The sequence below is a fragment of the Aquabacterium olei genome (assembly GCF_003100395.1).
GTDB classification, from domain to species: Bacteria; Pseudomonadota; Gammaproteobacteria; order Burkholderiales; family Burkholderiaceae_C; genus Aquabacterium; species Aquabacterium olei.
Genome location: NZ_CP029210.1, coordinates 1,174,245 through 1,187,171, shown reverse-complemented (window position 1 = coordinate 1,187,171; position 12,927 = coordinate 1,174,245). Strand labels below are relative to the sequence as shown.

Here is a 12,927-nt window from a genome sequence, read left to right as displayed (position 1 = left end):
CATGACGCCCGCCATCGATCGGGCAGCACGAACCGCCGACCCCACGTGGCAGCGTGAATGGCGTTGGCTCAGCGTGGTGCTGGCCGTCCTCGCAGGCTGGGCCAGTTGGGGTCACTGGACCTGGCGACTGGACCAGACGGTGCACGACGCCGCACAGCTCACCTGGACGCGCGGCGCGCCGGACGACATCGTCATCGTCGCCATCGACGACGCCAGCCTCGAAGCAATCGGCCGCTGGCCGTGGCGCCGGGCCATCCATGCGCAGGCGCTGACCCTGATCACCGAGGCCCGCCCGCGGTCGGTGCTCTACAACCTGCTGATGACCGAGCCTGACAGCGACCCCGCGCAGGACCAGTTGATGAGCGAGGCCCTGGCCCGCAGTGCCCGGGTGGTCCTGCCTGTCGGCCATGCCGTGAACAGCCTGGGCCAGGGGCACGAACTGCTCCCCCTGCCCGCCTTCCGGGCCCATGCGCTGCTGGCGCACGCCGACGTCACGCTGGATGTCGACGGCGTGCTGCGACACGCGTGGCTGCATGCCGGCACCCGCCGCGTCAGCTACCTGCACCCTGCCCTGGCGCTGATGCAGGTGGGCAGCGCTGGCGATCAGGGCGCCTCCCGCCTTCAGCGCACCGGCATGCCGCAGACCCTGCTCCCCGCGCCGACGGCTTCTGCGCCCGAGGCGGCGTGGCTGCACACGGACCGCATGGCCATCCGCTTTCTCGGCCCGCCGGGTCGGATCCGGCACGTGTCCATGGCGGCACTGCTGCGCGGCGAGGTGCCTGCCCGCACCTTCACCGGGCGAGATGTGCTGATCGGCGTCACCGCACGCGGCCTGGCCGACACCTTTCTGACCCCCGTGACCAGCCAGAGCACGGGCATGCCCGGCGTCGAGGTGACAGGCCAACTGCTGGCCAACCTGCGCCACGGGGGCGCCCTGTTCACCGTCCCCCGCCCCGTTCAGGCCGCGATCGCCGCCACGCTGGTGCTGCTGCTTGGCTGGTCATTTCAGACCGTCACCCCTCGCAAGGCGCTGGCCCACGCCGTTGCGCTGTCGGCCGGCGCGCTGACGGGGTCGTGGCTGCTCATGGCCTTCGACATCTGGTGGGCGCCCTTCAGCACCGTGCTCGTGGCCATGCTGGCGTACCCCGTCTGGAGCTGGCGGCGTCTGGAGGCCACGGCGCACGCCCTGCAGGACGAGCTGGACCTCATTGCGCAGGACCCGCTGGCGGCAAAGGGACAGCAACCCGCACCGAGGGCGGGTGATCTGCTGGACCAGCGCACCGCAGCACTGCGCCATGCCGGCGCCCAGCTGCGTGAAGCGCGGCAACTGCTGGCCGACACGTTGACAGCCTTGCCCGATGCCGTGCTGGTGGCCGACGCCGACGGACGCGTCACGCAGGCCAACCGCCAGGCCGCGGTGATGGGAGGGCACGATGAATCGACCGCGATCCTCGGTCGACCGCTGACGGCGGTGCTGGCCGAGCTGACGCCGGTCGAAGCCCCCTCATGGGACCTCCTGTTCCAGCGCGTGGCGTCCCAGCCGGGCGGCGGCATCGCAGACGACGAGCGGGCCCAGCTTGCTTCCGTGACCACCGAGGCCAGTGACCTTCAGGGTCGCCAGTACCTGGTCCACCTCGTGCCGATGCGCCCCCCTGCAGGATCAGACGACGAGGACGTCTGGCCGGACGAAACCAGACGCCCTGGCGGGGTGATCGTGTGCGCCACCGATGTGACCGAGTTGCGCCACGCCGAGATGCAACGCCAGGAGCTGATGGGCTTCATCGCGCACGACATCCGCTCCCCTCAGGCCTCGCTGCTGGCCCTGGTCGAGCTCCAGCAGATGGGCCATGGGCCGAGCCCCGATGAGGCGCTGCAGCACATCGAAAGCCTGGCACGCGGCACGCTGGACCTGTGCGAGGAACTGCTGCAGGTGATGCGTGCCGAGAACCGCCCCGTCACCCTGCAGCGCACCGACCTGCACTCGCTGGCCGACGAGTGCATCGACGAGGTGAGTCTGCGCGCGCAACTGAAGGACGTCACGCTGCAGCGCACCTGGGACGGAGAACGCCGCCAGCCGGCGGTGGTGGACGGCTACCTGGTGCACCGCGCCCTGGTGAACCTGCTGGGCAATGCCGTCAAGTTCAGCCCGGCGCACAGCACCGTCACGGTGAGCATCGCCACCCAGGAAGGCCACCATGTGATTGCCGTCCAGGACCAGGGCCCCGGCATCCCCACCTCCGAACTGGGCCGCCTGTTCCGTCGCTATGAACGGGTCGAACAAGGGCGCCCGTCGCGCCTGCCACCCGGGATCGGGCTGGGCCTCGTGTTCATCGACACGGTGGCCCGCCGCCATGGCGGACGCGTGGTGGTCGACAACCAGCCGGGCTCGGGCGCGCGCTTCGCGCTGTGGCTGCCTGTCGCTTCGGCCGCGCCCCACACCGCGGGCTGAGCCGCGGCGAGGCAGCGTCTGGCCGCCTCAGTGCGCCAAGGCCTGCTCCAGTTCGGCAAAGCTGCGTGAGTGCCGATCCGGTTCGATGGCGGTGCGCATGGCCATCTCCAGCCGGCTTGCCGAGAACAGGCCCCGCAAGGTCACCTCGGTGCCCTTGCGCTGCGTGACGATCAGGTAGCGCAGACCATGCTCCTGCAGGGTGGCGGCCACGTCGCCCAGGCTGGCATGACGCACGCGGTGCAGGTCCACCGTTTCCCAGAGGTGCACCGGCGTCATGACGTCGGCCAGGGTCAGTTCACGGTGTGGCACGTGGTGGCTGGACGCCCTCAGCACGGGACGCTCACCCTGGATGTCCTCGGCTGTGGCCATGCCCACCAGCTTGCCGTCGGCGCCGGACACGAACACCATCCGCACCCCCGCGCGCATCATCAGATGCAGGGTCTGCGGAAGACCGTCGAGGTGGCTGGCGACCACACAGGGGCCGTGGTGCAGGTCGGTGATCAGGCTGAGCGCCGGGTCTTCCGGGCGCGCCGCGCGCACGACACGCGGCAGGGTCGGGGCCTGGGAAAGGCCCGAGAGCTCAAGCGGCTTGAAACCATGACGAGCTGGCATGTCACGCTCCTTCCACGCTGGTCCGGTGTTCTGGCGGCCTGACCTGCCAGCCTGACAGGGCCTGTGGCACAGCACACCGGTGATGCCTGAGTCGACCGTACGCCCACCGTGCGCGCGCCGCCATCAGGCAAACCATGAGAGAAACGGACAGCGTGACGGACTGCACGCCTGCTGAGCATCAGGCCTCACCAGAGCGGCGAGGCCTGTGGGCCATCAGAGTCGCACGGGGATGCCGCGTCGGGCCATCACGGCCTTGGCTTCACCGACGGTGTACTCGCCGTAGTGGAAGATGCTGGCGGCCAGCACCGCATCGGCGCCGCCCTGCTGCACACCGTCGGCCAGGTGGTCGAGGTTGCCCACGCCGCCCGATGCGATCACCGGCACGCCCACGGCGTCGCTGACGGCGCGGGTCAGGGCCAGGTCGAAGCCGGACTTGGTGCCATCGCGGTCCATGCTGGTCAGCAGGATCTCGCCGGCGCCGTGCTCGGCCATCTGCTTCGCCCAGGCCACGGCATCGAGCCCGACGTTCTTGCGCCCACCGTGGCTGTAGACGTCCCAGCCTTCGCCGCGCGCGGCCAGGTCGTCACCCTGGCGCTTCTTGGCGTCGATGGCCACCACGATGCACTGCGAGCCGTACTTGTCGGACGCATCGCGGATGACCTGCGGGTTGGCAATCGCCGCCGAGTTGAAGCTGACCTTGTCCGCGCCGGCGTTCAGCAGGCGCCGCACGTCTTCGACCGTGCGCACGCCGCCGCCCACTGTCAGCGGGATGAAGACCTGCGAGGCGACGGCCTCGATGATGTGCAGGATCAGGTCGCGACCATCGCTGGTGGCGGTGATGTCGAGGAAGGTCAGTTCGTCGGCGCCCTGCTCGTTGTAGCGCGCCGCGATCTCGACCGGATCGCCCGCGTCACGCAGTTCGACGAAGTTGACGCCCTTGACGACGCGCCCGCCCGTGACATCCAGGCAGGGAATGATCCGCTTGGCCAGCATCAGAGGCCGCCGTTGAGGTCGTCGGCGCGCTTCTGGGCCACGGCGAAATCGAGGTCACCGCTGTAGATGGCACGGCCGCAGATCACACCTTCGACGCCCTCGCCTTCGACGGCGCAGAGCTGTTCGATGTCAGCCAGGTTGGACAGGCCGCCCGACGCAATCACGGGCACGGTAAGCGCCTGGGCCAGCTTGACGGTGGCTTCGATGTTGATGCCGGAGAGCATGCCGTCACGGCCGATGTCGGTGTAGATCACGCCTTCGACGCCGTAATCCTCGAACTTCTTGGCCAGGTCCACCACCTCGTGGCCGGAGAGCTTGCTCCAGCCATCGGTCGCGACCTTGCCGTCCTTGGCGTCCAGACCGACGATGATGTGCCCGCCGAACGCCGAGCAGGCGTCCTTCAGGAAGCCGGGGTTCTTGACGGCCGCGGTGCCGATGATGACGTAGCTCAGACCGTCATCCAGGTAGCGCTCGATGGTGTCGAGGTCACGGATGCCGCCGCCCAGTTGCACGGGGATCTCGTCACCGACCTCCTTGATGATGGCCTTGATCGCGGCCTCGTTCACCGGCTTGCCGGCGAACGCCCCGTTCAGGTCCACCAGGTGCAGACGACGCGCGCCGGCATCAAGCCAGCGCCGGGCCATGGCGGCCGGGTCCTCCCCGAAGGTGGTGGAGTCGTTCATGTCGCCTTGCTTGAGGCGAACACACTTGCCGTCTTTGAGGTCAATCGCAGGGATCAGCAGCATGGCAGTCGTGCCAGAGTGGAGGGAAGAAAACGGAGCACATTGTGGCCGAAGATCCCTGCCACTCGGCAGGGAGCGACGTCACGGCTTCCAGAGAAGGAAATTGCGGTACAGGGCCAGGCCGTGTTCGGCGCTCTTTTCCGGGTGGAACTGCGTGGCAAAAATGTTATCCCGGGCCACCGCGCAGGTAAAGCGCACACCGTAGTCGGTTTCACCGGCGCTGTGTTGGGGATTGTCGACAACCGCATGGTAGCTGTGGACGAAATAGAAATAGCTGCCGTCGGGCACACCGGCCCACACGGGATGCGGCTCGCCGCCCCAGACGCCCGCGTGACGCGACTGGTAGACGCGGTTCCAGCCCATCTGGGGCACCTTGTAGCGGCTGCCATCGGGCTGGGTCTGCCCTTCCAGGCGGAAGCGGATCACCTTGCCCGGGATGAGACCCAGGCCGGGGGTGTCCTGCTCTTCCGAGTGGTCGAGCAGCATCTGCATGCCGACGCACACGCCCATCAGCGGCTTGGTGGCCGCGGCATCCAGCACGGCGCCGAACAGGTCGCCGCCATGGGCTTCGCGCAGTTCGCGCATGCAGTCGCGCATGGCCCCCTGCCCGGGCAGCACCACGCGCTGGGCCGCTTTCACGACAGCCGGATCGTTGGTGACGACGACGTTCAGGTCCAGGTCCTTGGCCGCGTGCTCGACGGCCTGGGATACGGAACGGAGGTTGCCCATGCCGTAATCGATGACGGCAACGGTCGGGGTCTGGCTCATGGCGTCAGAGGGCGATCGGGGCAGCGAGGCTCAGAGCGAGCCCTTGGTGGAGGGAATGATGCCCGCCATGCGGGGGTCGCGCTCGAGCGCGCCGCGCAGGGCCCGGGCAAAAGCCTTGAACACGGTCTCGCACTGGTGGTGCGCGTTCGTGCCCTTGAGGTTGTCGATGTGCAGGGTGACGCCGGCGTGGTTCACGAAGCCCTGGAAGAACTCGAACGTGAGCTGGGTGTCGAAGCCGCCGATGCTGCCCGCGGTGAACGGGATGTGCATGTGCAGACCCGGACGGCCCGAGAAGTCGATGACCACGCGCGACAGGGCTTCGTCGAGCGGCACGTAGGCGTGGCCGTAGCGGCGGATGCCCTTCTTGTCGCCCACGGCCTTCGCGAACGCCTGACCCAGCGTGATGCCGACGTCCTCGACGGTGTGGTGGCCGTCGATGTGCAGGTCGCCCACCGCATGGATGTCGAGGTCGACCAGGCCGTGGCGGGCGATCTGGTCGAGCATGTGGTCGAAGAAGCCGATGCCGGTGTGCAGCTTGGCCGCCCCCGTGCCGTCGAGGTTGACGCGCACGGTGATCTGGGTTTCAGCGGTGTTCCGGGTGACTTCGGCCACGCGGTCGGTGCAGGCAGGCACCTGGTCGGGAGCGTTCATGCTTGAGGGGCGTTCAGGGGTTCGCTCAGCACCGCGCGCAGGGCGGCAATGAGCGCGTCGTTTTCCGCGGGCAGGCCCACGGTCAACCGGACACAGTTTGCCAGCAATCCATGCGGGCCTGCGACATTCTTGATCAGGATGCCACGCGCTTTGAGGGCCTGAAAGACCGCGGCCGCGTCAGGGACGCGCACCAGGATCATGTTGGCCTCGCTCGGGAAGGCGCGGGCAGCCGGCATCGTGGCCAGCGCGGCCATGAGGCGCTGGCGCTCGGCCTTGATGACCTCGGCCTGGCGCGCGAACTCGTCGGCGTGCTCGAGCGCGAACAAGGCGGCCTCGGTGTTGAGCACGCTGATGTTGTACGGCGGGCGCACCTTGTCGACCTGCTCGATCAGGTCGGCGCGGCCCGTCATGTAGCCCAGGCGGATGCCGGCCAGGCCGAACTTGCTGAGTGTGCGCATCAGCAGCACATGCGGGTGCGCCGCGACGCGGGGCAGCCAGCTGCGGCAGGCAAAGGGCTGGTAGGCCTCGTCGATGATGACCAGGCCCGGGTGGCCCGCGGCGGCGTTGTCGGCCACGGCCTGCACCACGCGGTCGATCGCAGCATCGTCCCACAGGTTGGCCGTGGGGTTGTTGGGGTAGGCGATGAAGGTCAGCGCCGGGCGGTGCTGTGCAATGGCCGCCACCATGGCGTCGGCATCGAGCTCGAACTCGGCGGTGAGCGGCACGCCCACGAACTGCATGCCCGCAATCTGGGCCGACACGGCATACATCACGAAGCCGGGCACGGGCGCCAGCACCGTGGCGCCGGGGCGGGCACAGGCGGTGCACAGCAGGCTGATCAGTTCATCCGAGCCATTGCCCAGCACCAGCCCCATGTCGGCCGGGATGCCGGCGTGGGCGCGCAGCGCGGCATGCAGGTCGTTGATGCGCGGGCCGGGGTAGCGGTTCAGGGCCAGCGGGCTCAGGCGACGGCCCAACTCGTCCTGCAGCGCGGGCGGCAGGGCGAACGGGTTTTCCATCGCGTCGAGCTTGATGTAGCCGGCCGCATCCTGCACGTGGTAGGCGTGCATGGCGCGCACGTCGTCGCGAAAAACGGCCTGGAGGGCGTCGGCCTGCACCGGAGTCTGCGAAGCGAGGGCCATCACTGACCGCCGTCCTTCAGGCGCAGTTCGGCGGCGCGGGCGTGGGCCTGCAGGCCTTCGCCATACGCCAGCACCGCCGCCGTCTTGCCCAGGGCCTGGGCGCCGGCTTCGCTCACCTCGATCAGGCTGGAGCGCTTCTGGAAGTCGTAGACACCCAGCGGCGAGGAGAAGCGGGCCGTGCCCGAGGTGGGCAGCACGTGGTTGGGGCCGGCACAGTAGTCGCCCAGCGATTCGCTGGTGTAGGCGCCCAGGAAGATGGCGCCGGCATGCTTGAGCAGCGGCTCCCATTTGTTGGGCTCGCTGCTGCTCACTTCCAGGTGCTCGGGCGCAATGCGGTTGCTGATGGCGCAGGCCTCGTCCATGCTGCGGGTGTGGATCAGCGCGCCACGCCCTTCCAGCGAGGCGCGGATGATCTCGGCGCGCGGCATGGTGGGCAGCAGGCGGTCGATGGCCTCCTGCACCCGGGTGATGTAGGCCGCATCGGGGCACAGCAGGATGCTTTGCGCCAGCTCGTCGTGCTCGGCCTGGCTGAACAGGTCCATGGCCACCCAGTCGGGCGGCGTGGTGCCGTCGGCCAGCACGAGGATCTCGCTGGGGCCGGCAATCATGTCGATGCCGACCTCGCCGAACACGCGGCGCTTGGCACTGGCCACGTAGGCGTTGCCCGGGCCGGTGATCTTGTCGACCTTGGGCACGGTGCGCGTGCCGTAGGCCAGCGCGGCCACGGCCTGGGCGCCCCCGATGGTGAAGGCACGGCTGACACCCGCCACGTAGGCGGCGGCCAGCACCAGCGGGTTCTTCTCGCCGCGCGGCGTGGGCACGACCATGATGATCTCTTCGACGCCCGCCACGTGGGCCGGGATCGCATTCATCAGCACGGACGACGGGTAGGCGGCCTTGCCGCCGGGCACGTAGATGCCGACGCGGTCCAGCGGCGTGACCTTCTGGCCCAGCAGCGTGCCGTCTTCGTCGCGGTAGGCCCAGCTCAGGCCGCAGGCCTGCTTCTGGCGCTCGTGGTAGCTGCGCACGCGCCGCGCGGCCGATTCGAGCGCGGTGCGCTGCTCGGCGGGCAGGCTGTCGAAGGCGGCTTTCAGTTCGGACTGGCCCAGTTCGAGCGCCGCCATGCCGGGCACGCTCAGCCCGTCGAAGCGGGCGGTGTACTCGAGCACCGCCTCGTCGCCGCGCAGGCGCACGTCGGCCAGGATGGCGGCCACGCGATCTTCGATGGCCGTGTCGGTCTCGGCCGACCAGTGCAGCACCTGCTTGAAGGTGGCTTCAAAGTCGGACTGGGTGGTGGCGAGGTGGCGGATCTGGACTGTCATGGTCTCGAGGATCTCAGAAAACAACCGGCTGGGGTTGGGGCTGGCGATGGCTTGTCTCGATCAACGCGTTAGCGGGAACCGAATGCCCCTGCCCCACATCAGCGCGGAATGGCCGATTCGAAGGCCTGGATCATGGCGCGCAGCGGCTCGCGCTTGAGCTTGAGCGAGGCCTGGTTGACCACCAGCCGCGAGCTGATGTTCATGATCTGCTCGACCTCGACCAGCTTGTTGGCCTTGAGCGTGCTGCCGGTGGAGACCAGGTCGACGATGGCGTCGGCCAGCCCGGTCAGCGGCGCCAGCTCCATCGAGCCGTACAGCTTGATGAGGTCGACGTGCACGCCCTTGTTGGCAAAGTGCTCGCGCGCGATGGTCGTGTACTTGGTGGCGACGCGGATGCGCGAGCCCTGGCGCACGGCGGCTTCGTAGTCGAAGTCGGCGCGCACGGCCACGCTCATGCGGCACTTGGCGATGTTCAGGTCCAGCGGCTGGTACAGGCCGGTGTCGGCTTCGCCGGCGGCGTGCTCGATCAGCACGTCCTTGCCGGCCACGCCCAGGTCGGCGCCGCCGTGGGCCACGTAGGTGGGCACGTCGGTGGCACGCACCAGCACCACGCGCACGTCGTCACGGGTGGTGGGCAGGATGAGCTTGCGGGACTTTTCCGGGTCTTCGGTCACCTGGATGCCGGCGGCGGCCAGCAGCGGCAGGGTCTCTTCGAAGATGCGGCCCTTGGACAATGCGAGGGTGATCATGTGTTTCAGCCCTTCACGCGTTCGATGTCGGCACCGATGGCGCGCAGTTTGGCTTCCATGCGGTCATAGCCCCGGTCGAGGTGGTAGATGCGGTCGACCAGGGTCTCGCCCTCGGCCACCAGACCGGCGATCACGAGGCTGGCCGAGGCGCGCAGGTCGGTGGCCATCACGGTGGCACCCGACAGCTTGGGCACGCCGGTGACGACCGCGCTGTGCCCGTCGACCTCGATCTTCGCGCCCAGGCGGATCAGCTCGTTGACGTGCATGAAGCGGTTTTCGAAGATGGTTTCGTGGATGGCGGCCGTGCCGTCGGCGACGCAGTTGAGCGCCATGAACTGCGCCTGCATGTCGGTCGGGAAGCCAGGGTGCTCCTTGGTGCGGAAGCCCACGGCTTTCGGGCGGCCGGTGCCCTGCACGCGGATGAAGTCGGCCCCCACCTCGATGGTGACGCCGGCTTCGCGCAGCTTGTCGATCACGGTCTCGAGCAGATCGCCGTTGGTGCGACGCAGGGTCACGTCGCCGCCGGCCGCGCCCACGGCGCACAGGAAGGTGCCCGTTTCAATGCGGTCGGGGATGATCTGGTGGGCCTGCGCCAGCGGCAGCCCGTGCAGCCGCTCGACGCCCTGGATGCGGATGCGGTGCGTGCCCTGCCCTTCGATCTTGGCGCCCATGGCGATCAGCAGGCTGGCCAGGTCGACGATCTCGGGCTCCAGCGCGGCGTTCTCGAGGACGGTTTCGCCCTCGGCCAGCGTCGCGGCCATCATCAGGTTTTCGGTGCCCGTGACGGTGACCATGTCGGTGGTGATGCGCGCGCCCTTGAGGCGACCGGGCTGGCCGTCTGCGCCGGCCGGCGTACGCGCCTCGATGTAGCCGTGCTCGACCGTGATCTGCGCGCCCATGGCCTGCAGACCCTTGATGTGCTGGTCGACCGGGCGCGAGCCGATGGCGCAGCCACCCGGCAGCGACACGCGGGCGCGGCCAAAGCGGGCCAGCAGCGGGCCCAGTACCAGGATGGAGGCACGCATGGTCTTGACCAGCTCGTACGGCGCCTCGGGGTTGTCGGCCTGGCCCGCGTCCAGCGTGATGACGCTGGCGTCGTCGGGCTGGCGCTCGGCCGTGACGCCCATGTTGGCCAGCAGCTTGAGCGTGGTGTTGACGTCCTGCAGCTGCGGCACGTTGGCGAGCGTCACGGGCTCGGCGCTGAGCAGCACGGCGCACAGGTCCGGCAGGGCGGCGTTCTTGGCCCCGGAGATGATGACGTCGCCTTGCAGGCGGCGGCCGCCGCGGATCAGGAGTTTGTCCATGAAAACACAAAGGGCGCGAAGCCGCCGCCCGTGCGGAGGTCGCGCCTTGCAGAAAGGAGGTCGATGAAGGGCCGAGGCCGGTGGTCGGATCCGCGTCCGTCGGGGTCAGCCCGCTGCCCGGGGCCGCACAAGGCGGCTCACTTGGCCGGGGTTGCCCACTCGGCCGGGGTCAGCGTCTTCATCGACAGCGCGTGAATCTGAGCCCGCATTCTATCGCCCAGGGCCTGGTAGACCCGCTGGTGGCGTGCGATGCGGGACTTGCCTTCGAACTCGGCCGAGACGATGGTCGCGAAAAAGTGCTGTCCGTCGCCGTCCACCTCAAGGTGTTCGCAGGGCAGGCCCTGGGCAATGTAGTCACGGACTTCGGTGGGCGTGGGATTGGCCATGTCGGACGCTTTCAGAATCTGGGATGAAGAAATGGCTCAGCTGCGGATCTTGTAGCCGGTGCGCAGCAGGCGCAGCGCCACGAGGGAGACGCCACATGCGGCACTGCCGACCACCGCCAGACTGAGCCAGGGGCTGACGTCGCTGACGCCGAAAAAGCCGCGGCGGAAGCCGTCGATCAGGTAGAAGAAGGGGTTGAGGTGCGAAATGCCCTGCCAGAACGGCGGCAGCGAGTGCACCGAATAGAACACGCCGGACAGGAAGGTCATCGGCATGATGATGAAGTTCTGGAAGGCGGCCATCTGGTCGAACTTGTCGGCCCAGAGACCAGCGATCAGGCCCAGAGCGCCCAGCAGCGTGCCGCCCAGAACGGCGAACACCAGGGTCCACACCGGCTCGGCCAGCCCGGGCGGCGCAAACCACACCGTGGCCAGAAACACGCCGGCGCCGACGGCCAGCCCGCGCACCAGCGAAGCACCCACGTAGGCCACGAACCACGCCCGGTGCGACAGCGGCGTGAGCAGCACGAACACCAGGTTGCCGGTGATCTTGCTCTGAATGAGCGAGGACGAGCTGTTGGCGAACGCGTTCTGCAGCACGCTCATCATCACCAGCCCGGGGACGAGGAAGCGGGTGTAGCTCACGCCCTCGAACACCTCGACGTGGTCCTCCAGCACGTGGCCGAAGATGAGCAGGTAAAGCACGGCCGTGAGGACCGGTGCGCCCACGGTCTGGAAGCTCACCTTCCAGAAGCGCATCACTTCCTTGATGAAAAGCGGGCGCGCGCCCTGGATGGAGTCGAGCCAGCTCATGCGTGCACCTCCTGCGAGGCCTCGGCACCGCGGCCGTGCATGATGGCGAGGAACACGTCCTCCAGGTCGGCGCGGCCCATTTCGAGGTCTTCGACCGGGCAGCCGGCCTGACGCAGCGTGGCCAGCACGGACTCCACCTCGGCAGCGTCACGCGCCGGGATCTGCACGATGCGGCCCGTGATGCGGGCGCGGTCGGCCAGGGCCGGAGGCAAGGCGCCGTCGGTCTTGAAGCGCAACATGGTGGAGGCAGTGCGGGCCAGCAGGGCCGAGGTGCGGTCAAGTGCCACCAGCTGGCCCTGCTTGAGCATGCCGATGCGCTGGCACAGGGCCTCGGCTTCTTCCAGATAGTGGGTGGTGAGCAGCACGGCGTGCCCCTGCTTGTTGAGGCGGGCGATGAACTGCCACAGCGTCTGGCGCAGTTCGACGTCGACACCGGCCGTGGGCTCGTCGAGCACGATGACCGGCGGGCGGTGCACCAGCGCCTGCGCCACCAGCACCCGGCGCTTCATGCCCCCCGACAGCTGGCGCATGTTGGCATCGGCCTTGTCGCTCAGGCCCAGGTGGGCGAGCAGTTCGTCGATCCAGTCGTCGTTGCGGCGCAGGCCGAAGTAGGCGCTTTGCAGGCGCAGCGTCTCGCGCACGGAGAAAAAGGGGTCGAAGACCAGCTCCTGCGGCACGACACCCAGGACACGGCGGGCGGCGGCGTAGTCGCTCACGACATCGTGGCCCTGCACCCGCACGGTGCCCTTGCTGGCACGGGCCAGCCCGGCCAGGATGCTGATCAGCGTCGTCTTGCCGGCGCCGTTGGGGCCGAGCAGGCCGAAGAACTCGCCTTCGCCGATGTCGAAGCTGACGTCCTGCAGCGCGTGGACGGTGCGACCGGCCGACACGAAGGACTTGCTGATGTGCTGAAAGGAAACGGCGCTCATGAGGGGGCCGATTCTAGGCGCTGCCCCTTGTCCTGCGCTGGACCACTGTTTTGAGGGGAGCAAGCCGGC

The 12,927-nt window shown here is 68.6% G+C and carries 13 protein-coding genes; 1 reads left to right on the top strand and 12 read right to left on the bottom strand.

What is annotated here, in order from left to right; all coding sequences use genetic code 11:
* The first annotated feature begins 1 nt into the window (after position 1).
* Positions 2-2,449: a CHASE2 domain-containing protein gene (locus DEH84_RS05285; protein ID WP_109035421.1), complete on the top strand. Its 2,448-nt coding sequence runs from the start codon at positions 2-4 to the stop codon at positions 2,447-2,449.
* A gap of 27 nt (positions 2,450-2,476) precedes the next feature.
* Here the strand turns inward: DEH84_RS05285 and DEH84_RS05280 are convergent, their stop codons facing one another.
* From DEH84_RS05280 to DEH84_RS05225, 12 genes are all read right to left on the bottom strand, one after another.
* Positions 2,477-3,061: a CBS domain-containing protein gene (locus tag DEH84_RS05280; RefSeq protein ID WP_109035419.1), complete on the bottom strand. Its 585-nt coding sequence runs from the start codon at positions 3,059-3,061 to the stop codon at positions 2,477-2,479.
* A gap of 213 nt (positions 3,062-3,274) precedes the next feature.
* On the bottom strand, positions 3,275-4,054 hold the full coding sequence (gene hisF, locus DEH84_RS05275; protein ID WP_109035417.1) for an imidazole glycerol phosphate synthase subunit HisF: 780 nt from the start codon (positions 4,052-4,054) through the stop codon (positions 3,275-3,277).
* Positions 4,054-4,800: a 1-(5-phosphoribosyl)-5-[(5-phosphoribosylamino)methylideneamino]imidazole-4-carboxamide isomerase gene (gene hisA, locus DEH84_RS05270; RefSeq protein WP_109035415.1), complete on the bottom strand. Its 747-nt coding sequence runs from the start codon at positions 4,798-4,800 to the stop codon at positions 4,054-4,056. The genes hisF and hisA overlap by 1 nt, the downstream gene beginning before the upstream one ends.
* A 78-nt stretch (positions 4,801-4,878) precedes the next feature.
* Positions 4,879-5,565, bottom strand: a complete 687-nt coding sequence (gene hisH / locus DEH84_RS05265) for an imidazole glycerol phosphate synthase subunit HisH (protein WP_109035413.1) — start codon at positions 5,563-5,565, stop codon at positions 4,879-4,881.
* 30 nt (positions 5,566-5,595) lie between these two features.
* Complete coding sequence (gene hisB, locus DEH84_RS05260) at positions 5,596-6,216, bottom strand: imidazoleglycerol-phosphate dehydratase HisB (protein WP_109035411.1); 621 nt, start codon at positions 6,214-6,216, stop codon at positions 5,596-5,598.
* Positions 6,213-7,358, bottom strand: a complete 1,146-nt coding sequence (hisC, locus tag DEH84_RS05255; protein ID WP_109035409.1) for a histidinol-phosphate transaminase — start codon at positions 7,356-7,358, stop codon at positions 6,213-6,215. The genes hisB and hisC overlap by 4 nt, the downstream gene beginning before the upstream one ends.
* Positions 7,358-8,680, bottom strand: coding sequence for a histidinol dehydrogenase (gene hisD / locus DEH84_RS05250; RefSeq protein ID WP_109038233.1), 1,323 nt, complete (start codon positions 8,678-8,680; stop codon positions 7,358-7,360). The genes hisC and hisD overlap by 1 nt, the downstream gene beginning before the upstream one ends.
* Before the next feature lie 98 nt (positions 8,681-8,778).
* The gene (gene hisG / locus DEH84_RS05245; RefSeq protein WP_109035407.1) at positions 8,779-9,429 is read right to left on the bottom strand and encodes an ATP phosphoribosyltransferase; all 651 of its coding nucleotides are present in this window, start codon (positions 9,427-9,429) and stop codon (positions 8,779-8,781) included.
* A gap of 5 nt (positions 9,430-9,434) precedes the next feature.
* On the bottom strand, positions 9,435-10,733 hold the full coding sequence (gene murA / locus DEH84_RS05240) for a UDP-N-acetylglucosamine 1-carboxyvinyltransferase (RefSeq protein WP_109035405.1): 1,299 nt from the start codon (positions 10,731-10,733) through the stop codon (positions 9,435-9,437).
* 137 nt (positions 10,734-10,870) lie between these two features.
* Entirely contained in the window at positions 10,871-11,119 is a 249-nt protein-coding gene (locus DEH84_RS05235; RefSeq protein WP_109035403.1) for a BolA family protein, read from the bottom strand.
* Positions 11,120-11,155: 36 nt separating this feature from the next.
* On the bottom strand, positions 11,156-11,929 hold the full coding sequence (locus tag DEH84_RS05230) for an ABC transporter permease (RefSeq protein ID WP_179950618.1): 774 nt from the start codon (positions 11,927-11,929) through the stop codon (positions 11,156-11,158).
* A complete protein-coding gene (locus tag DEH84_RS05225; RefSeq protein WP_109035401.1) occupies positions 11,926-12,858 on the bottom strand; it encodes an ABC transporter ATP-binding protein in 933 nt (310 codons plus the stop codon). Before DEH84_RS05225 ends, DEH84_RS05230 begins: the two co-directional genes overlap by 4 nt.
* Between the last annotated feature and the right edge of the window lie 69 nt (positions 12,859-12,927).

Bases quoted from the DNA above. Each gene is read 5' to 3' on its own strand.
- DEH84_RS05285 (WP_109035421.1), top strand. From the start codon at position 2: ATGACGCCCGCCATCGATCGGGCAGCACGAACCGCCGACCCCACGTGG.
- DEH84_RS05280 (WP_109035419.1), bottom strand. From the start codon at position 3,061: ATGCCAGCTCGTCATGGTTTCAAGCCGCTTGAGCTCTCGGGCCTTTCC.
- hisF (WP_109035417.1), bottom strand. From the start codon at position 4,054: ATGCTGGCCAAGCGGATCATTCCCTGCCTGGATGTCACGGGCGGGCGC.
- hisA (WP_109035415.1), bottom strand. From the start codon at position 4,800: ATGCTGCTGATCCCTGCGATTGACCTCAAAGACGGCAAGTGTGTTCGC.
- hisH (WP_109035413.1), bottom strand. From the start codon at position 5,565: ATGAGCCAGACCCCGACCGTTGCCGTCATCGATTACGGCATGGGCAAC.
- hisB (WP_109035411.1), bottom strand. From the start codon at position 6,216: ATGAACGCTCCCGACCAGGTGCCTGCCTGCACCGACCGCGTGGCCGAA.
- hisC (WP_109035409.1), bottom strand. From the start codon at position 7,358: ATGGCCCTCGCTTCGCAGACTCCGGTGCAGGCCGACGCCCTCCAGGCC.
- hisD (WP_109038233.1), bottom strand. From the start codon at position 8,680: ATGACAGTCCAGATCCGCCACCTCGCCACCACCCAGTCCGACTTTGAA.
- hisG (WP_109035407.1), bottom strand. From the start codon at position 9,429: ATGATCACCCTCGCATTGTCCAAGGGCCGCATCTTCGAAGAGACCCTG.
- murA (WP_109035405.1), bottom strand. From the start codon at position 10,733: ATGGACAAACTCCTGATCCGCGGCGGCCGCCGCCTGCAAGGCGACGTC.
- DEH84_RS05235 (WP_109035403.1), bottom strand. From the start codon at position 11,119: ATGGCCAATCCCACGCCCACCGAAGTCCGTGACTACATTGCCCAGGGC.
- DEH84_RS05230 (WP_179950618.1), bottom strand. From the start codon at position 11,929: ATGAGCTGGCTCGACTCCATCCAGGGCGCGCGCCCGCTTTTCATCAAG.
- DEH84_RS05225 (WP_109035401.1), bottom strand. From the start codon at position 12,858: ATGAGCGCCGTTTCCTTTCAGCACATCAGCAAGTCCTTCGTGTCGGCC.